This window comes from Sphingobacterium athyrii, assembly GCF_003071065.1.
Lineage (GTDB): Bacteria > Bacteroidota > Bacteroidia > Sphingobacteriales > Sphingobacteriaceae > Sphingobacterium > Sphingobacterium athyrii.
In genome coordinates, this window is sequence record NZ_QCXX01000004.1 from 517,757 (window position 1) to 538,711 (window position 20,955).

Consider the following 20,955-nt stretch of genomic DNA (forward strand, 5'->3'; position numbering starts at 1 on the left):
AAATACAGCATCAAATAAGCTGGGGTATTTCATATAATCGAAAGAAATAAATTGAGCTTGTGGGCTTAAGTTAATCATCTGCATATGAAATCGTTATTTAATCGAAATACCGTGTTACTATTGGGCCTAATAAGCCCAATAGCTGCATTGGCGCAATATCCAGTTATTCCGGATTCTTTGAAGAAATTGGCTGCTGAGCGGGAAAATACGGAAAACATACGTTTAGAAAAGGTTTGGGAAAAAGCACAAGAGGCCATGAAGGCCGAAGGTAAGCCCTATATTCCTTGGGCAGCAAAACCTAGTGACTTGCCTCAGGCAAAAATAAAAGCATTCCCCGGTGCTGAAGGCGGCGGTGCTTTTACTGCTGGAGGTCGAGGCGGAAAAGTTTTTGTCGTGACGAGTCTTGCGGACAGTGGTCCAGGAACGTTGAGAGAAGCCTGTGAAGCCGGTGGCGCACGTATTGTCGTATTTAATGTTGCCGGTATTATTCAACTTGAAAAACCGATTGTCGTTAAGGCTCCCTATATCACGATTGCTGGACAGACAGCCCCTGGAGATGGGATATGTGTGGCCGGAGAATCTTTTCTAATTGATACGCACGACGTTATTTTACGCTTTTTACGTTTACGTCGTGGGCAAACCGATGTAACGCGCCGTGATGATGCTGTAGGAGGAAATGTAGTGGGCAATATTATGATTGACCACGTATCTGCAAGCTGGGGCTTGGATGAAAATATGTCGATCTATCGGCATGTATACGATCGGGAAGGTAAGAACCTCAAATTACCTACAGTAAATATTACGATCCAAAATTCCATATTTTCGGAATGCCTGGATGCCTATAACCATGCTTTCGGAAGTACAATAGGTGGTTTGAATAGCACCTTTATGCGTAATCTCTGGGCTTCAAATATCAGCCGGAATCCTTCCATAGGGATGTATGGCGACTTTGGATTTGTCAATAATGTTATTTGGAATTGGTGGAATAGAAGTGCTGATGGTGGTGATAATAGGTCGTTATTTAATTTTATCAATAACTACTATAAACCTGGTCCCATTACACCAAAAGATAAGCCGATTGCATACCGGATTTTAAAACCGGAATCTGGAAGAGATAAGGCGTTTAAGGATCAATATGGAAAAGTGTATGCGCATGGAAATGTGGTAGAGGGTTTCCCAAAAGTTACTAAAGACAATTGGGCTGGAGGGATTCAGATTGAAGATCTACCGAATGTAGGCGAACGCGAAAAAGAAATTCGGGTGGATAAAGCTTTTCCAATGGCACCCGTTACAACACTATCCGCACAAGATGCTTACAACTATGTCCTTGAAAATGTAGGCGCATTTTTGCCAAAGCAAGATGCAGTGGATACACGGATTATAAAGCAAGTTGCTGAGAATAAAGTTTACTACAATCAAGATAAGACGCAGCATGGATTTGTATCGCCTTATGTGAAACGACGTTTGCCAGCGGATTCCTACAAGCAGGGGATTATATCTGATATCGCACAGGTAGGCGGCTATCCGGTTTATCAGGGAGTACCTTACCAAGACGCAGACAATGATGGTATTCCGGATGATGTGGAGAAAAATATGGGATTGAATCCCAATGATCCAAGCGATTCAAGAAAAATAGCGAAAAACGGCTACGCCAATATTGAGAACTATTTAAATGGGGTTGTAGCATTAGATGCTGTCGTGCCCAAAAAATAAGAAATAACCATGAGAAAAAGAATGCTGTTCTTTTCTTGTCTCGGACTATATGCCTTTATCTGTACTGCACATGCACAACAAATGAAGGCATATACTCCTTTGGTATGGGATGAGGCAAAGTTTGTTTATCATAAGGATTCACTTGGAAACCAAATTCCTGACTTTTCCTATGCAGGATACAAAGGGGGCAACGAAGCTATTCCTACAGGACAGATTGCTGTCGTTGTTCCTGTAAGATCAGGCGATGCGACAGCGCGTATACAAGCTGCTATCGACTATGTTTCATCTTTGCCTTTAGGTAAAGATGGGCTGCGCGGTGCAGTTCTCTTACAAGCCGGAACCTATGCTGTTTCTGGTTCCCTTAAATTAAGTGCCTCAGGTGTTATTCTGCGTGGTAGTGGCTTCAAAACAAATGGAACCGTCATCGTTGGTGAGGGAACAACAAGAGAAACACTCATCCGTATTCTTGGAAAAGACGATATCACATTTGCGAAAAAGACAAATGTAACAAGTTCTTACGTCCCTGTCAACGCGCGGGTATTGGATATTGATCATGCCGCTTCCTATAAAGCTGGAGATAAAATTAGGATTACAAGACCTTCCACGCAAGATTGGATTAATCAGCTTGGTACCGATCATTTTGGTGGTGGTATTACTTCCTTAGGTTGGAAGCCCGGGCAACGCGATGTTACATGGGATAGAACGATCGTCGCTGTGAAAGGTAATCGTATCGAGATTGATGCGCCAATCACAACAGCATTGGATAGACGCTATGGCCAAGCGACTGTTGAGCAATATACTTGGAAAGGAAGAATCGAAAATGTTGGTATCGAAAATATTGCACTTAAATCTGCTTTCGATGCGAATAACCCGAAAGACGAAGACCATCGCTGGATGGCAATTACGATTGAAAATGCAGAAAACGTTTGGGTTCGCCGCATGCAGTTCCAGCATTTTGCAGGATCAGCTGTCTACGCTTTGGCAAGTACTAAAAAATTAACCGTTGAAGATTGTATTTCTTTGGATCCAGTTTCGGAAATCGGCGGGCAAAGAAGATATACCTTTTTTACAAAGGGGCAGCAGACACTGTTTCAACGACTCTATTCCGAACATGGTTACCATGATTTCGCAGTAGGCTACCTGGCAGCAGGACCAAATGCTTTTGTTCAATGCCAAGCTGTAGAACCATTTAGTTTTAGTGGTAGTATAGACAGTTGGGCGTCTGGAATTTTATTTGATAATGCGGATATAGATGCACAGGCCCTTAGCTACAAAAACCGAGGTCAGGACGGCCAAGGCGCGGGCTGGTCAGCGGCAAATAGCGTGTTTTGGCAATCTACAGCGGGGCTTGTTGAGTGTTACCAACCGCCAACGGCGCAGAACTGGGCCTTTGGCATTTGGTCCCAGTTTCAGGGAGACGGCTATTGGGAGCAATCTAACGAATACATCAAGCCCAAAAGCTTGTATTATGCACAGCTACGGGAAAGAATTGGCCTAGCGGCTGATGAACGCGCAGTACTGTTGCCCCTTCTGACCGAAGCATCCAGTAGCCCTCCTGTCAGTGTTGCCATGGAGCTGACACGTCAGTCTGAAAATCCAATGACGAGGCTGGTTGACTTTATTGCAGAAGCCGGTAATCGTTATCCCTTAAATACGACCGCAAATGTAAAGACCATCGATCAAATTGGCTATAAAGAGACTACCCCAGCAAAAAAACAAGCAGATATGCGTGTCGTAAACGGTTGGTTGGTACGTGGTGATGAAGTACTCGTAGGGGCCAAATCGGATGTCCCATGGTGGAGTGGTAGCGCTCGGCCATATGGTGCTGAGAAAGCAAAACCACATATCACTCGCTATGTTCCTGGCGAGGCTGGCAGGGGATTGACGGACGATCTTGAGGAGATGACGGATTCATTAAAAAAAGATAATATTATCGCCATTGATCACAATTACGGACTTTGGTATGATCGGAGACGCGATGATCACGAGCGTATCCGACGGATCAATGGGGAGGTTTGGCCACCGTTTTATGAATTGCCCTTTGCGCGCAGCGGCCAGAGCTTAGCGTATGACGGCTTGTCGAAATATGATTTGACAAAGTATAACAAATTTTATTGGGGGCGCTTGAAACAATATGCAGATTTAGCCGACCAAAAAGGTTTAGTCTTGATTCACCAAAATTATTTCCAACATAATATTATCGAAGCCGGTGCGCATTATGCGGACTTCCCATGGCGGACCGCCAATAATATTAACAATGTAGGATTTCCGGAACCCGTTCCATATGCCGGAAACAAGCGCATTTTCATGGCGGAGCAGTTCTATGATATCAGTAACCCTGTTCGTCGGGCATTACACCGCGCATACATCCGTCAATGTTTAAATAACTTTAAAGACAACTCGGGAGTCATTCAGATGATCAGTGCCGAATATACTGGACCTTTGCATTTCGTTCAGTTTTGGATAGATGTGATTAAAGAATGGAAGGCTGAGACGGGTAAAAATCCAATTATTGGTTTGAGTGCAACGAAAGATGTGCAAGATGCCATTTTATCGGACACCGAACGTGCCAAAGAAATCCAGGTCATTGATATCCGCTACTGGCATTACCAAGCCGATGGAAAGACCTATGCGCCCCAAGGAGGACAAAATCTGGCACCACGTCAGCATGCACGATTGTTGAAACCAAAGAAAACGTCGATGGAGGCTGTTTATAAAGCGGTATCCGAGTACCGGACAAGATATCCAGACAAGGCAGTGTTATACTTTGCGGACAACTATCCAACGATGGCTTGGGCCACTTTTATGGCCGGAGGGTCTATGGCCAACTTACCTAAAATAGGGAACAATGATTTCTACCGTGCGGCATCGACTATGAAAGCTGTACAAGTCAACAGCGGTACGTGGCTATTAAAGAGCACGCAGGGATTGATTATTTATAGCGAGCAAGCTATAGGTGAAAACATTGACTTATCCGATTATAAAGGACGTTTTGAAATGACACATATTAATCCGAAAAGCGGAGCGATTACCAAAACCGAGCAGATCAATTTGGGCAAGCACATTAATTTAAGCAATTATATAAAAGGGCCGGAAATTATTTGGCTAAATAAGAAATAACAACATGTCTATACGTAAGAAACTTATATTATTTACAGTTGCAGGAGCACTGTTTTCATGTACTTCCAATAAAGAGTCAAAGCACACTACATTATTGAAGATATCTGAAAATGGCAGATACATGATGACCAAAGATGGACAGCCCTTCTTTTGGTTGGGTGATACAGGTTGGTTATTGTTTAATAAACTCAACCGATCCGAAGCCGATCAATACCTTGAAGATCGAAACCAAAAGGGCTTCAATGTCATTCAGGCGATGGTCTTGCATACCGTTCCTTCTGTAAATGTTTATGGAGATTCTTCGGTTGTCAATAAAGATATTTCCAGACCGCTGGTGACCGAAGGTAACAATCCTGATAAGGCAACGGAATACGATTATTGGGATCATGTCGATTATATCATTGACAAGGCTGCTGAAAAAGGACTCTATGTAGCTTTGGTGCCAGTTTGGGGATCACCGGTGAAGGATGGAAAAGTATCAGCTGAGCAAGCGGAAAAATACGCCACGTTTCTTGCGGAAAGGTGGAAAGATCGTCCGAATATCATTTGGTTAAATGGGGGTGATATCAAGGGATCTGACAAGATGGAAGTGTGGGATAAGATAGGTAAAACCATCAAATCGATTGATAAAAATCACCTGATGACGTACCATCCGAGAGGACGAGCAGCCTCTTCGGATTGGTTCCACGATCGACCTTGGCTAGATTTCAACATGGTGCAATCTGGACACCGTACTTATGCTCAGGATACTTCTGCGAATGAACAGAAACATTATGGTGAGGATAACTGGAAGTTTATGGCAGCCGACTGGGATATGAAGCCCGTTAAGCCGACGATCGACGGAGAACCCTCTTATGAAGGTATCCCACAGGGATTACACGATATCACCCAACCGCGCTGGAAAGATGCTGACGTCAGAAGATACGGTTATTGGTCTGTATTTGCAGGCGCATTTGGGTATACCTACGGACAGAACTCGGTCATGCAGATGCATGGAAAGCAAGACTCCACTTCGGCCTATGGTTCGGATGAAGTATGGAGTTCGGCAATCAATGCACCTGGTGCTGCTCAAATGAAGTACTTAAAAGAACTTATGCTTTCTAGGGACAATTACTTTGATCGTGTTCCAGATCAGTCTTTAATTGCGGATAATGGTGAGAAATACAATCGTTTAGTAGCGACAAGAACAAATGGCTATGCATTTATCTACAATTACAACGGTAGAGAAATGAAAATTAATATGGGAAAAATCAAAGGGGACAAGGTAAAAGCGTCTTGGTTTGACCCTCGAAATGGATCGACCAAGGTGATTGGGGAGTTTGAAAACAAAGGTGTACAAACTTTTGTACCTGAGGGAGGACAAAAGGACGGAAATGACTGGGTATTGATCTTAGATAGCATTTAATGAGGAATTTGGTCAAATTGTTTATTTTATTTAGTGTGGCATCGCTCTTGGCTTCATGTCAGCGGGATGTTTACCTATTTACCTCATTCCACGAACCTGCCAATGAAGGTTTGCGCTATCTGTATAGTAAAGACGGATACCATTGGAATGCGATTAATGGGGTGTATTTAAAGCCGGAATTAGGAAAACAGAAAATCATGCGCGATCCGTCGATGATCAGGGATAAACAAGGTATTTATCATCTGGTATGGACCATTGGCTGGCAGGGAAATGAGGGGATTGGTTATGCCCGTTCAAAAGATTTGATCCATTGGGAAAATCAACAGATCGTTCCAGTGATGCAACAAGAAGCAACCACCGTCAATGTTTGGGCGCCAGAATTATTTTATGATGATGTAGAGGACCGATTTATAATTATTTGGGCCTCCACGATCCCTTATCGTTTTGCGAAAGGCGTAGAAGAGGAAAATAATAATCATCGGATGTACTATACAACAACCAAGGATTTTAAATCTTTTACAGCCACGAAATTATTTAGCGATCCCGGGTTTAGTATCATTGATGCGGTCATTGTCAAGAAAGCGCAGAAAGATTATGTATTGGTACTAAAAGAAAACACGCGGCCCAACCGGAATCTAAAAGTTGCCTTTGCAGGCAACCCGCTAGGACCATTTCAACAGGTTTCTGAGCCTTTCTCGCCGTATTTAAGTGAGGGGCCAGCAGTGATTAAAGTAAAAGATCAGTGGTTGATCTATTTCGATTCCTATGGAAGTAAAAGCTATGAGGCTGTGTCCACCAAAGATTTCAAGGTCTTCGAAAAGATCAACGACAAGATTTCCGTTCCAGAAGGGCATAAACATGGAACGATCTTCAAAGCGTCCAATAAAGATTTAAAAAATTTGCTTCGGGATGAAGCCAAAAAGAAATAGTATGAGTATCAAATCAGTATTAGTGAGTCTATCGCTGGCTTCTATTATGCACCAGGCGGTGGCACAACAAGATACGGTAAAGTATATAGGAAAGACATTATCCAATGTAGATTATCACCACGGACAGCTGACACCTGCAGTGGGTACGCACAATATTCAGGTATTTAGAGCAAATAGAGAGTTTCCTGAATTAGCAGGCGGACACAATTTTACGTATAACCATCAGCCCTTTTTGGCGTATTGGAATAATACTTATTATTTACAGTTTCTGAGCAATCCTGTGGGCGAGCATATCGCGGAAGGAAAAACCTTGTTGTTAACATCAAAAGATGGTCGCAATTGGTCCAGCCCTATAGATCTATTCCCTACTTATCTGGTTCCAGAGGGCTTTACCAAGCCGGGACGTACCGATAAGGCCGGAAAAAACCTGTATGCGATCATGCACCAGCGTATGGGTTTTTATCATGCAAAGAATGATAAACTGCTGACCCTCGCGTATTACGGTGTGGCCCTGGACGCCAAGGACGATCCAAATGACGGAAATGGTCTTGGGCGTGTTGTTCGGGAGATCCACAAAGATGGCAGCTTCGGGCCGATATATTTTATTCACTTCAATGCTTCCTTTAATGAAAAAATGGCAAAATATCCATTTTATACGAAAAGTAAGGATAAAGCATTTATACAAGCTTGTGACGAGTTGCTAGGCACGCCACTCATGATGCAACAATGGGTAGAGGAGTCCGATCGAAACGATCCATTAATTCCCTTGCAACGTCCGGTAAAAGCTTTTTCGTTCTATCGCCTCAATGATGGAAGAGTCGTCGGTTTATGGAAGCATGCGTTGACATCGATGAGCAAGGACAATGGCAAGACATGGCAATATTCACCGTTGCGCGCGCCGGGTTTCGTGAACAGCAATGCAAAGATCTGGGGACAAAAAACATCTGATGGACGTTATGCAACGGTGTATAATCCTTCCGAATTCAGATGGCCTTTGGCCGTATCGACCAGCAATGATGGCTTGAACTATACCGATTTGTTATTGGTCAATGGTGAGATCACCACCATGCGCTATGGCGGTAATTATAAGTCTTATGGACCGCAATATGTCCGTGGTATCGTCGAAGGCAATGGCATAGTTCCAGATCATAACATGTGGTTGACGTACAGTATGAACAAAGAAGATATTTGGACTGCTGTTGTACCTGTTCCGATCAAGTCTACAGTAGATGAGGTCGTGAACGATGATTTTGCGAAAAATGCTGTGCAAGCCTATAACAACTGGAATATTTATAGTCCTTTGTGGGCAAGTACCAAAGTTGAAGGAGATGCGTTGGTCTTGCGCGATAAAGACCCTTTCGACTATGCAAAAGCAGATCGTGTGATTCAATCGGCCCAAAAAGGGACCATCGAATTTACAGTGAGGCCACAGCAAAATGATCATGGTACTCTACAGATCGAGTTGGTCAATGATATAGGCTTAGCTGCCGCTAGAATTATCATTGACAAAGATGGTATTATCAAAAATAAGGCAGGTTATCGAAATGCTTCGCTGACAAAATATGCAGCGGGAAAGACCTATCACTTTGTGTTAACTTTCGACGTGAGCACCCGCTCTTATCAAGTTGCCATCAATGGCGAGGATAAAGGCACGAAGCTATTTTTCCAACCCGTAAGCAACGTCAGTAAAATCTCTTTCCGAACAGGCGATGTCAGAAGATTTCCCAATGCGGATACAGAAACAGACCAGGACTTTGATGTTGAAAATGCAGGTGCTTCGGTAAAAGAAGCTATTTATCAGATTACTTCGCTGAAAGCGGAAAAGTTGAAATAAATGAGACGGTTTATTGTACATATTGCTTTATTGGTAGCCAGTTTCTCGGCAAAGGCAGATGTCATATTGCCCAATATTTTTGCCAATCACATGGTCTTGCAACGCAACCAGCCGGTCGCCATTTTTGGTTCCGCGAATCCTGGTGAGCAGGTAAGTGTAGCCTTTCAAAATCAGTTGAAGACGACAGAAACCGATCAAAATGGCCATTGGAAAGTTGAACTAAAAGCCATGTCAGCCAATGCGGTTGGACAGACATTGACCATCAAGGGAAACAATACGATCGAACTTAAAGATGTTTTGGTCGGTGAAGTTTGGCTGTGCTCGGGCCAATCGAATATGGAATACCAAATGCGTAAAATTGTGAAGGTAAAAACTCCGCTGAAGGGTGATTATTTCCCTAAAAATGAAGTGGCCGAAGCAAACAATCCCAATATCCGAATATTTTTGGTACGCCGGAAATTTCTGGCCAAGCCGGATGGCCAATATGAGGGCTGGGCTGTAGCACGGGATTCGGCACTGCGTCAATTTTCTGCGCCGGCCTATTTCTTTGGGAAAACGCTACAGCAAGAATTAGGTGTTCCTATAGGCATTATTTCATCAGCTGTGAGCGGCAGTAGAATCGAGCCTTGGTTTTCCGAAGAATATTGGACAAGTTCTCCTTATCTGAAAGATAAAAAGAAAGAAGGCGATCCCGGTAAATTCTTTCATACGATGATTGAACCATTAGCGCCTTATACCTTAAAAGGATTTGTTTGGTACCAAGGTGAATCCAATACCTTTCTAAAAGAGAATATTAGCTATAGTTATAAAATGAAGGCGCTGATCGAAAATTGGCGGGCTCTTTGGGGGAACCCCAAATTACCGTTTTATTTTACCGAGATCGCACCTTTCTATTATTCCCTGGACGAAAAAGGTCATGTCCGTATGCCGAGAACGGTGTTGCCGGAATTTCGGGAAGCCCAAGATCTAGTTTTACAATTGCCGCATACAGCACGCATCATTACGACAGATTTGGTCGATGATCCACACGATCTCCATCCAAGTTATAAATGGGAAATCGGTCGTCGTCATGCCCTTAAGGCTTTAAAATACGTCTATCATAGAAATATTGTAGCCGATGGCCCTGAACTAGAGGCTGTAAAATACCAAGGTAAACAAGCAACGGTAAAATTGAAACATGCGAAAGGCTTAAAGACTATCGATGGCAAACCCTTAACATCGTTTGAAGTTGCGGATGAGGATGGCATATTTTATCCAGCACAGGCTGCTATCAACGGACAGACAGTCGTACTTGAAAGTGATCAGGTACAACAGATTCGTCAGGTACGTTTTGGTTGGGACGAAGCTGCCCAGCCCAACCTGGTGAATACCGTTGACCTGCCGGCCGCACCTTTTAGAACAAATAATCCATTACAACATATTAAATTGAAAAATAGTCTTTAGCGATCATGAACTTGAAAACAAAAATAGCGTTATCCTTACTTTTTTTTGGGACTATGGGATTGCAAGTATCTGCCCAAAAAACAGCGAGCCAATACCTCTCTGGAACAGGAAAGGATGATGGTGTATTATGGGATTTTTATGTGAGCGAAGGCATGAATGTCGGGAAATGGACGAAAATACCAGTTCCCTCCAATTGGGAACAGCAAGGCTTTGGGAAATATAATTACGGCTTCAATAAAGAGGCTGATAAAGGCAAAGAGGTCGGGCAATATAAATATAGATTTAAAGTATCCGATGCATGGAAGGATAAGTTGATCCAAATTGTTTTTGAAGGATCTATGACTGATACCGAAGTCAAGATCAATGGTAAGCTAGCCGGCGCTATCCATCAGGGATCATATTATGTTTTCAAATATGATATTACGAAACTGTTGAAGTTTGGCGAAGAAAATCTATTGGAAGTCAATGTTGCTAAGCATTCGGCAAACAAGTCGGTGAATGCAGCGGAACGGGAAGGTGACTTTTGGGTTTTTGGCGGCATTTTTAGACCGGTCTATTTAGAGGCTCTACCACAGCATCATATTGAACGTGTTTCGTTGGATGCAAAGGCTGATGGTACATTCCGAGCCAAAATAAAGACGGTGGGAGAAGCCGATGAAATTGCTGTTCAACTGTTTGACGCCAAAGGAAGGAAATTTGGAAAACAGCTGAGAACAAAGCTGTCAGACAAAAACAATTGGGTAGAGGGACAATTTTCAAGCCCGCAATTATGGTCTGCTGAATTTCCAAACTTATATAAAGCGCAATTTACCTTATCGAAAAATGGTAAGGTACAGCACCAGCTGGAGCAAAAATTTGGTTTTCGGACCATAGAAGTGAAAGAACGTGATGGCGTGTATGTCAATGGCGTAAAGGTTCGATTCAAAGGTGTCAATCGACATGCTTTCGTTCCGGAATCCGGACGGACGACGAGTAAGGAAGTTAGTATTGCCGATGTGAAGCTCATGAAGGAAATGAATATGAACGCTGTTCGAATGGCCCATTATCCACCAGACAATCATTTTTTGGCTGTCTGTGATTCATTGGGTTTATATGTCATGAACGAGTTAGCGGGTTGGCACGGGCATTACGATAAGGAAGTCGGTACCAAATTATTGCGGGAGATGATGGTCGTATCCGAAAATAATCCGTCCGTTGTTTTTTGGGCAAATGGGAATGAAGGTGGGCATAATCCGGATTTTGATCCCATCTTCGCGGAAGAGGATATTCAAAAACGCGCTGTGATTTATCCCTGGGCCGTACATGATGGTTTTGAAACAACCCATTACCGGGAATATAACTATGGTATTGGTACCTATGATCATGGGCACAATATCATTATGCCGACTGAGTTTTTGCATGGTATGTACGATGGCGGGCATGGTGCCGGATTGGAGGATTATTGGAAAGCGATGCTTGCCAATCCCCTTGCTGCGGGTGGTTTTCTTTGGGATTTTCGTGATCAGGGGATCGTTAGGACAGATAAAGGCGGTATTATAGATACTGACGGAAATCGTGGTCCAGATGGTATAATTGGTCCACATGGCGAAAAGGAAGGCAGCTTCTTTACCATTAAAGAAGTATGGAGCCCTATTTTCTTTGAAAAACGAGAAATGACTGAGGGATTTGATGGTTCGTTCCATATTGAAAATAGATATTCTTTTACCAATATTAATCAGTGTACATTTTCGTACGAACTCAAAAAGCTGGGCGGTTATGAAGAAGTGAAAGCAACAAAAAGCGGAACGATTGTCGCACCCAATATCCGCCCTGGAGATAAAGGGATCTTAAAAGTTGATTTCCCTACAGGTTGGGAGGACTTCGATGTTTTATATATTACCGCAAAAGATGTGCATCAACAGGAACTCTTTACTTGGAGCTTTCCGATTACATTGCCGAATCAGGTGGCAAGTAGCCTCCTGAAACCAAATGGAACCGGGGATATTGCCGTACAGGAGACCGCGAATGCCTATCTGGTGAAAGCGAATGGCATTAGCTATCAGATCAATAAGACAAGCGGGTTGCTGGAGCAGGTTCAAAATGCCAAAGGAATTATTCCTTTCAAAAACGGACCGGTTTTACAGGAAGCGACGACAAATTATAAGAATTTCAAATTGAACCGTGAAGACGGAAAGGTGATTATCGCATCTACTTTTGATAAAAAAGATAGTTATAATACCTTGCGTTGGGAAATCCTTGCTTCGGGACAGTTGAAAATGCATGTTCAATATTTTCCTGAAAGTTATTTTACACGTTTTGTGGGGGTGAATTTCGATTTTCCAGAAGATCAAATCGAAGGTGTTGAATATCGGGGAATGGGCCCTTATCGGGTTTGGAAAAACCGGATGAAAGGGAATCAGTTTGGCGTGTGGAAAAAGAAGTACAATAACACGGCAACGGGCGAATCGACATTCGAATATCCCGAATTTAAAGGTTACCATGCCAATATGTATTGGACAAAATTTATCGGAAAAGATCAAAGTTTCCGCGTGTTTACCGACCGGGAGGATGTGTTTTTACGCTTATATACACCAAAAGAACAGCAAGATACCGAATGGAAAAACATGGAGCCTACCTTCCCAAAAGGTGATATTTCTTTTATGAACGGTATTTCGGCCATTGGGACGAAAACACAAAAACCAGAAACCACCGGGCCTATGGGTATGAAGCACGTTTACTATGATTTTGAGAAGGAACCGAGCCGGGCATTGCATATGGTACTCTATTTTGATTTTGAAAATTAATGAAAGCAAACATCGTCATATTCATTGTATCGGTTTTCTTATCGACTTTGTGGTATCAGGCTACTGCGCAGATCACTGTTTTAAACCTGCGGACTGAATTACGTTCGAATCCGATCGGTATAGATGTTGCCGCACCAAGACTGAGCTGGCAATTGCAGGGCAGCGGGCGGTCTATCCGGCAAGAAGCCTATCGGGTTTTGGTTGCTTCTTCGCAAGAAAAACTGGACCAAAATATCGGCGATTTCTGGGATTCGGGGAAACAGCTTTCGAATAATTCCACGCATGTTATTTATGCAGGCAGAGCCCTACAGAGCAGAGCAGCAGTCTTCTGGAAAGTAAAAGTGTACACAAATAAAGGTGAGGGCAAATGGTCAGATGTTGCAAGCTGGACAATGGGACTGCTGCATTACAAAGATTGGACAGGACGTTGGATTGGTTTTGATCAGTATTTCCCATCAGACAATGAAAAGACTGGTCAATTGGCTGCCCGTTATTTCAGAAAGGAGTTTACAACAACCAAGCAGATTAAGCAGGCTACAGCTTATATAATGGGCTTAGGACTTTACGAGTTATATATTGACGGCAAGAAGATAGGGGATCAAGTACTGGCTCCAGTGCCTACAGATTATACCAAGAACATTAAGTATAATGTTTTGGATGTAACAAAATCACTTTCGCAGGGTAAACATGCGCTTGGTGTCATTTTGGGAAATGGACGGTTTTATGCCATGCGTCAAGCAAAACCTTATAAAGTAAAAACCTTTGGATTCCCAAAATTGCAGATGCAACTTATGCTGACTTATACGGATGGTTCAACAGAGGTCATTAAGACCGATGATTCGTGGAAAGGAACGACCGAAGGACCAATAACGGCAAATAACGAATATGACGGTGAGAATTATGATGCCAGAAAAGAACTAACGGGTTGGGCAAATCCAGATTTTAATGATAAAACATGGTTAAAGGCTGCTTTTGTGCAAGAGCCCGGTGGCAATTACGAAGCGCATTCGGAGGGGATGAAGGTGATGCAAGATATCGCACCGGTTTCGATCGTCAAAAAATCCGAAGGAAAATACATTCTTGATTTTGGACAAAATTTCTCGGGTTGGGTAAAGATGACGGTGTCCGGTACGTGTGGAACAACAGTGACACTTCGTTTTGCAGAATCGCTGACCGAAGACGGCGAATTATTCACAACCAATTTGCGCGATGCCAAAGCAACGGATCATTATATATTAAAAGGTGGCGGAAAGGAAACCTGGGAACCGCGGTTTACCTATCATGGATTTCGTTATGTGGAAGTCAGCGGTTATCCGGGGGTAGCGTCAAAAAGTAATTTTGTTGGCCGTTTTGTCTACGACGATATACCCGATGCGGGAGCCTTTGTGTCTTCCAACGCACTCATCAATCAGATCTATCAAAATGCATGGTGGGGTATCGCTTCCAATTACAAAGGTATACCAGTGGATTGTCCACAACGAAACGAGCGTCAGCCCTGGTTGGGCGACCGTCCGATCAGTGCATATGGTGAGAATTTCCTCTTTGATAACGCCAATTTTTATAATAAATGGCTCGAAGATATTCGGCTGTCCCAAAAGGAGGATGGAGCATTACCGGATGTTGCACCAGCGTTCTGGCGTTACTATAGTGATAATGTCAGCTGGCCGGGAACCTATCTGCTTATCGCCGATATGCTCTATCAGCAGACAGGTGACCTGCGCATTTTGGAAAAGCATTATCCAGCCATGAAAAAATGGATGGATTATATGCAGGCTCGCTATACAGGCTCGGGCGGTATCATTACCAAAGATAGTTACGGAGATTGGTGTTTCCCACCGGTAACCATTGAAGCCGGAAGAGGAAAGATTGCCGATAAAAAATACCCAAGTGCATTGATCGCAACATCTTATTACTATCATTTGTTGCAGACCATCGCCCGCTTTAGTGTTCTCGTCAGCAACGATCGAGATCAAGCTGATTTTTTGGACCGTGCAGCGAAGATGAAAATCGCATTTAATGTCGCGTTCTATAACGATGCAGGTTATTATGGCAGTAATTCATTGACCGATAATCTACTGCCAATGTCTTTTGGCTTAGTCGAAGATGCGAATAGAGAAAAGCTGAGTAATCGGATCGTTGAGATTGTCGAAAAAGAAAATCGGGGGCATCTGAGTACAGGACTTATCGGAACACAATGGATTATGCGTACGCTAACCGAAATCGGTCGTGCAGATCTTGCCTATAAAATTGCAACAAAAAAGACCTATCCTTCTTGGGGTTATATGGTCGAAAATGGGGCAACAACAATTTGGGAGTTGTGGAATGGTAATACAGCCCATCCCAAGATGAATTCACAAAATCATGTGATGATGTTGGGCGACCTCTTGGTATGGCTCTATGAGGATCTGGCGGGCATCAAATCAAAAGAGCGCGCTTTTCAGACTGTTATCATGAAACCGCAGGTCGTAGCAGGGTTGGATCATGTGGATGCAAGCTACAAAAGTGTTTATGGAATCATTCAATCGAATTGGAGCAAAAGCAAATCTGCTTTCGAATGGAAGATTTCTATTCCGGCCAATACCAAAGCAGAGATTTATCTGCCAACGACAGAGCTGTCCGCGATCCTGGAAAATAATCAAAAATTAAAAAACAATACAGATATTCAGATTCTACGACAGGAAAAATCAGGTACTTGGTTAACTATAGGATCAGGAGATTATCAGTTTAGAATTAAATAGACTTAAGCGGATAAATAAAAAAAAAATAAAAAGCGTATGTGTGTCGGCAGCAATTGAAAGTCCAATAAAAATGCACATGTATAAAATACTGTTACACTGATGAAGATAAAAATTAAATTGGCAACAGCCCTATTGTTTTTATGCACCTTGAATTCTTACGGACAAAATCCGACATTAAAAGAATGGCAAAAAGGGGTCATAAAAGATGAGTTTATTTATGATACGGCATCTTTCCCTTCCTGTCATTCCGCTACTATGGCAGAGACGGATAAAGGTCTAGTATATGCCTTTTTTGGCGGAACGAAAGAACGCCATCCCGATGTGGAGATCTATGTGAGTAGACTTGAAAACGGCAACTGGTTAGCGCCAGTGTCGGCAGCGGATGGTGTACAGCCAGATGGCAAACGCTTACCGACCTGGAATCCTGTTTTATACCAAGTGCCCGGGGGAGAGCTCTTGTTATTCTACAAAATTGGACCCAAACCATCAGAATGGTGGGGGATGCTCAAACGGTCCAACGATGGCGGAAAGACTTGGTCTGCTGCCGAAAGATTGCCCGATGGCTTTATTGGACCGGTGAAAAACAAACCAGTTCTTTTACAAAATGGCACCTTGCTGAGTCCTTCAAGCACCGAAGGAAATGGTTGGAACGTACATTTTGAGGCGAGTTCGGATTTTGGTAAGACATGGCGCAAAATAGGTCCAATCGCTCGTGGTACAGATAATCTGGATGCGATACAACCGAGCATACTGGACCATGGAAATGGTCAATTGCAAATATTGGCGCGCACACGCAACCGTGCGGTCGTAACATCTTGGTCTAAGGACTGGGGCGAACATTGGACCCCATTGGAAAAAACGACGCTCCCCAATAATAATTCGGGTACAGATGCCGTAACGTTAAAAGACGGACGGCATGTATTGGTGTATAACCACGTGCTTCCGGAAGGTAACTTAGCCAAAGGGGCACGTACACCATTGAATGTGGCTTTTTCCAAAGATGGCAAGCAGTGGCAGGCCGCACTTATTCTTGAGGATTCGCCAATCAGTCAGTACTCTTATCCCGCAGTGATTCAAACCAAAGATGGGCTATTGCATTTTGGCTACACCTGGCGTAGAAAGAAAATGAAACATGTCGTCGTAGATCCGAAGAAAGTGAAGTTAATCCCGATTGAGGATGGCATCTGGCCAACAAAAAAAGGATATAAAAAACCAGATCCCAATGCATATGTCAAAGAAGAAGATTAATCTCGTTTGTGTAGTATGTCTGTTTTTTGTTTCGCTTGTTGTCAAGGGGCAGGACAGCTTACTCAATTATGAGCATAAATTTAAGCAACCCCTGGAAACAGTGCTTGTCATGATGCAGGAACGGTATCAGGTCAAGATCAAATATGATCCACGCAATGTCAAAAACATTATGGTGGACTATGCTCCCTGGAAGTTTAGGGCGGATCTTGCGGGGACAGAAATCAATTTGCTGTATCCTTTGGGTTTTAAGTTGCAAGAGGAAGCAAAACCCAATACGTATAAATTAAAATCATACGAATATAACCGCTGGAAACCGCAGGAAGGCTGGGATTTTCTGACCTTATTATCCAAAAAATATACCGATCAGGCAAGTTGGGAAAAGAGAAAAGATCAATTGCGTGCTGCGGTAAGACAAGCGATGTATTGGGATAAACTGCAAAGTATACCGGATCAACCGATTCGCCTGGGCAAGACACGTCGCTATGCCGACTACCAAGTTCAGAACTTTGCCTTAGAAATTATACCGGGAGTCTATATCAATGGCAGTATCTATTCGCCGCTCAAGCAAAAGAAAAATATACCTGTGGTGTTATCTCCTGATGGGCATTGGCCACAGCAGCGGTACCGTTCGGATGCGCAGAAGAGATTTATCACCTTAGCCCGACTGGGCTGTATGGCTATAAGCTATGACCTATTTGCCTGGGGGGAGTCTTTATTGCAATTCGCTGGTCCAGATCATCGCAGCAGCGAAGCCATGTTGATGCAGACCTGGGGCGCTGAACGTATTTTAGATTACGTAACCAGCTTGCCACAGGTAGATCAAAAGCGAATAGGAATCAGTGGTGGATCGGGTGGGGGTAGCCACAGTATTTTAATGGCTGCTTTAGACGATCGCTTCACTTTGGTCGCTCCTGTCGTGGCGATGTCTTCCTACTTCTTTGGTGGTTGCCCTTGTGAAAGTGGACTACCCGTGCATTTTGTCTGTGGTGGAACCAATAATGTCGAACTGGCTGCAATGGCTGCGCCCAAACCACAACTGATCATTTCCGATGGACAGGATTGGACGAAGGAAACTGACGTGCATGATTTTCCTTATCTGAAACATATCTATGGTTATTATGGACAGCAAAATCAGGTGCAACACGCACATTTTCCCGAAGAAGGCCATGATTTTGGGTATAACAAAAGGCAGGCATTGTACAAATTTCTGATAGATCATTTCCATTTAGATCAGGCTAAAGCTGCCGATATTATTGCAGAGACTTCAGTTCAGATCGAACCGGAGGAGTTATTATACAGCTTTGGAAAGAAAGGTGAAAACTTACCAAAGAACGCGATTCATGGGATGGGACAATTGAAAGCATTATTAAAATCATACCAAATTGAACTATGATGAACCGAAAAAAATTCATACTGGATACCTTGGCGTTAGTTGGCGTTGCAGCCTTACCTTCTGCTGTTTTTGCTGCTCCTAAGCGACGCTATCATGTCGCCGTAATTGATCTGATGATCTTAAAACGGCAAAAACTAAGTGCATTCGACCTGGCGAAAGAAATAGGAGCGGATGGGCTAGAAGTTGATATGGGCGGATTGGGCAACAGGGTTACTTTTGACAGTAAGTTAGGCGATCCCGCTGAGCGGAAAGCCTTTCTCGACAAGGCGAAGGAAACTGGAATAACGATCTGTTCGTTAGCTATGACTGGTTTCTATGCACAGTCTTTTGCCACGCGACCGACTTATCAGCAGATGGTAGGGGATTGTTTGGACACTTGTCAGAAAATGGGGGTTAAAGTGGCTTTTTTGCCTTTGGGCGTAACGTGCGATTTGGTTAAGTATCCTGAGTTACGACCTGCTATCGTGGAGCGTCTTCGTGTGGTTGGCGAGATGGCAAAAAAGGCCGGTGTGGTGATCGGAATTGAAACAGCATTGGACGCGAAAGGCGAAGTCGGTCTTTTAAAAGAAGTCGGTTCCAAACATATCCAAATCTATTTTAATTTTTCCAATCCGTTGAAAGAAGGGCGTGATCTGATTCAGGAGCTTACTATTTTAGGGAAGAAGCGGATATGTCAAATACATTGTACGGATGAGGACGGTGTCTGGCTCGAAAATAATAAACGACTGAATATGCCCTTGGTAAAACAAACCTTAGATCGCATGGGCTGGCACGGTTGGCTCGTGATCGAGCGGTCGCGTGACGCAAATCTTCCACCACGTGCTGTTAAAGAAAACTTTGGTGCAAATACACGTTACGTAAAACAGCTATTTCAATGAACATAAACTGGATAATATCACTTGTGGCGGTCATACTGGGAATACAGGGATGTCGAAGTATTCCAGTTGACAAGCAGTTGGATAAGGCCTTGCTGCGTGCGGATCAGATAGGGGCTGGAAAGATGCCCGCTGAGCCAGAAAAGGTGCAATCCCCTTTTACGGCATGGAATGTCCAGCGGCCAACATTTCCGATGCGACAAGATACGGTATGGCCGAATGACGATATTCAGGGTAAGCTCGATCATCTTGCAGCTCAGGGAGGGGGTACGTTAGTACTGAAAGGACACCACCATACAGTACGGATTACGCTAAAGTCCGATATTAATCTAAAATTGGATGAAGGTTCCGTTTTGGAATTTAAGAATGAAATTAACGATTTTCTGCCTGTAGTGTTTACACGAAATGAAGGTGTAGAATTGTATAGCTTGGGAGCCTGTATTTATGCCAATGGGGCAGATAACATTGCCATCACGGGATCAGGTAGAATTATTGGCCCCGGTGAAGGCAGCGTTCGGAGTAAAACCATGACGCACGATGTCATTGAAAAGATTGTGGACAGTAATACGCCTGTTGATCAGCGAATCTATGATGGTAAAACAGCAGATTTTATCTTTCCACCCGCACTTATTGCTCCTATTAACTGCAAAAAAGTCTGGATTGAGGGCGTATCACTGGAGCGTACCGCTTTTTGGAATATCGTTCCTACGTACTGTGAGGATGTCGTGATCCGTGGGGTACGTATACAATCAATCGGCATACCACGTGGGGATGGTATTGATATTGAATCGTCTAAGCGTGTGCTCGTAGAGTACTGCACCTTAAATACTGGAGACGACTGTATTGCTGTAAAAGCGGGACGTGGATATGATGGACTGCGTGTGAATCGACCTTCGGAGGATATTGTAGTCCGTTACTGTTTTTCGGAAAAAGGTCATGGTGGATTTACGATCGGTAGCGAAACTGCGGGCATGGCCCAAAACGTGTACGTACATGATTGTGTATTTGGTAAAACCAATGTCGGTATCCGTTTTAAGACCAGAAGACCACGGGGCGGAGGTGGATCTGATATTCGCTTTGAACGTATTCGGATGCAGGATGTTGAGTCGGCTTTACGCTGGGATATGCTTGGACAGGCTCAACATGTGGGCAATCAGGCTAGCCGTGATTTCGAAGTTCAGAAGAACGCTCTGACACCACGTTTCTCGAATATCCAAATAAAGGATATATATATTGATGCGGCTAAGAATTGTATTAAGATCGAAGGTATTCCGGAATCTGTTTTGGAAAACGTATCTATTGATCGTGTTTTTGGACGCGGGGATCGATATCTGTCGATTAAAGATGCTAAAAATATCAAGATTAAAAATAGTGTTTTTGTGTGTAAGGATACTAGCGTTTTGACAATCAATGTTTCTCAGCTGATACAGGATCGTGTACGAGTGATGACTGAAGCTCCTTAATAGTTGGTTAT

Annotated in this window: 12 protein-coding genes; all 12 read left to right on the forward strand. The window is 43.4% G+C overall.

Annotated features, from left to right (window positions below; all coding sequences use genetic code 11):
- The first annotated feature begins 84 nt into the window (after positions 1–84).
- The 12 genes from DCO56_RS16740 (at position 85) to DCO56_RS16795 (ending at position 20,944) form a co-directional block, all read left to right on the forward strand.
- Positions 85–1,713, forward strand: a complete 1,629-nt coding sequence (locus DCO56_RS16740) for a polysaccharide lyase (RefSeq protein WP_108634898.1) — start codon at positions 85–87, stop codon at positions 1,711–1,713.
- A 9-nt stretch (positions 1,714–1,722) separates the two neighbouring features.
- Positions 1,723–4,833: a DUF6298 domain-containing protein gene (locus DCO56_RS16745; protein ID WP_181390585.1), complete on the forward strand. Its 3,111-nt coding sequence runs from the start codon at positions 1,723–1,725 to the stop codon at positions 4,831–4,833.
- A 4-nt stretch (positions 4,834–4,837) separates the two neighbouring features.
- Positions 4,838–6,238 (forward strand): glycoside hydrolase family 140 protein, encoded by a 1,401-nt coding sequence (locus DCO56_RS16750; protein ID WP_108634899.1) that lies wholly within the window; start codon positions 4,838–4,840, stop codon positions 6,236–6,238.
- Positions 6,238–7,167 carry a glycoside hydrolase family 43 protein gene (locus DCO56_RS16755; RefSeq protein ID WP_108634900.1) on the forward strand — a complete coding sequence of 310 codons (930 nt, stop codon included), beginning with the start codon at positions 6,238–6,240 and terminating at the stop codon, positions 7,165–7,167. Before DCO56_RS16750 ends, DCO56_RS16755 begins: the two co-directional genes overlap by 1 nt.
- A gap of 1 nt (position 7,168) precedes the next feature.
- On the forward strand, positions 7,169–9,001 hold the full coding sequence (locus DCO56_RS16760) for an exo-alpha-sialidase (protein ID WP_108635122.1): 1,833 nt from the start codon (positions 7,169–7,171) through the stop codon (positions 8,999–9,001).
- Entirely contained in the window at positions 9,002–10,444 is a 1,443-nt protein-coding gene (locus DCO56_RS16765; protein WP_245935852.1) for a sialate O-acetylesterase, read from the forward strand.
- A 5-nt stretch (positions 10,445–10,449) separates the two neighbouring features.
- Positions 10,450–13,227, forward strand: a complete 2,778-nt coding sequence (locus DCO56_RS16770; RefSeq protein WP_108634901.1) for a glycoside hydrolase family 2 protein — start codon at positions 10,450–10,452, stop codon at positions 13,225–13,227.
- The gene (locus tag DCO56_RS16775) at positions 13,227–15,965 is read left to right on the forward strand and encodes an alpha-L-rhamnosidase (RefSeq protein ID WP_108634902.1); all 2,739 of its coding nucleotides are present in this window, start codon (positions 13,227–13,229) and stop codon (positions 15,963–15,965) included. Before DCO56_RS16770 ends, DCO56_RS16775 begins: the two co-directional genes overlap by 1 nt.
- Before the next feature lie 99 nt (positions 15,966–16,064).
- Complete coding sequence (locus DCO56_RS16780; RefSeq protein ID WP_108634903.1) at positions 16,065–17,213, forward strand: sialidase family protein; 1,149 nt, start codon at positions 16,065–16,067, stop codon at positions 17,211–17,213.
- Complete coding sequence (locus tag DCO56_RS16785; protein ID WP_108635124.1) at positions 17,194–18,606, forward strand: glucuronyl esterase domain-containing protein; 1,413 nt, start codon at positions 17,194–17,196, stop codon at positions 18,604–18,606. The genes DCO56_RS16780 and DCO56_RS16785 overlap by 20 nt, the downstream gene beginning before the upstream one ends.
- Positions 18,603–19,484 carry a sugar phosphate isomerase/epimerase family protein gene (locus DCO56_RS16790; protein ID WP_108634904.1) on the forward strand — a complete coding sequence of 294 codons (882 nt, stop codon included), beginning with the start codon at positions 18,603–18,605 and terminating at the stop codon, positions 19,482–19,484. Before DCO56_RS16785 ends, DCO56_RS16790 begins: the two co-directional genes overlap by 4 nt.
- The gene (locus DCO56_RS16795; RefSeq protein ID WP_108634905.1) at positions 19,481–20,944 is read left to right on the forward strand and encodes a glycoside hydrolase family 28 protein; all 1,464 of its coding nucleotides are present in this window, start codon (positions 19,481–19,483) and stop codon (positions 20,942–20,944) included. Before DCO56_RS16790 ends, DCO56_RS16795 begins: the two co-directional genes overlap by 4 nt.
- Positions 20,945–20,955: the final 11 nt, after the last annotated feature.

Coding starts and splice junctions, on each gene's coding strand:
- DCO56_RS16740 (WP_108634898.1), top strand. CDS start 85: ATGAAATCGTTATTTAATCGAAATACCGTGTTACTATTGGGCCTAATA.
- DCO56_RS16760 (WP_108635122.1), top strand. CDS start 7,169: ATGAGTATCAAATCAGTATTAGTGAGTCTATCGCTGGCTTCTATTATG.
- DCO56_RS16790 (WP_108634904.1), top strand. CDS start 18,603: ATGATGAACCGAAAAAAATTCATACTGGATACCTTGGCGTTAGTTGGC.
- DCO56_RS16770 (WP_108634901.1), top strand. CDS start 10,450: ATGAACTTGAAAACAAAAATAGCGTTATCCTTACTTTTTTTTGGGACT.
- DCO56_RS16785 (WP_108635124.1), top strand. CDS start 17,194: ATGTCAAAGAAGAAGATTAATCTCGTTTGTGTAGTATGTCTGTTTTTT.
- DCO56_RS16795 (WP_108634905.1), top strand. CDS start 19,481: ATGAACATAAACTGGATAATATCACTTGTGGCGGTCATACTGGGAATA.
- DCO56_RS16775 (WP_108634902.1), top strand. CDS start 13,227: ATGAAAGCAAACATCGTCATATTCATTGTATCGGTTTTCTTATCGACT.
- DCO56_RS16765 (WP_245935852.1), top strand. CDS start 9,002: ATGAGACGGTTTATTGTACATATTGCTTTATTGGTAGCCAGTTTCTCG.
- DCO56_RS16755 (WP_108634900.1), top strand. CDS start 6,238: ATGAGGAATTTGGTCAAATTGTTTATTTTATTTAGTGTGGCATCGCTC.
- DCO56_RS16745 (WP_181390585.1), top strand. CDS start 1,723: ATGAGAAAAAGAATGCTGTTCTTTTCTTGTCTCGGACTATATGCCTTT.
- DCO56_RS16750 (WP_108634899.1), top strand. CDS start 4,838: ATGTCTATACGTAAGAAACTTATATTATTTACAGTTGCAGGAGCACTG.
- DCO56_RS16780 (WP_108634903.1), top strand. CDS start 16,065: ATGAAGATAAAAATTAAATTGGCAACAGCCCTATTGTTTTTATGCACC.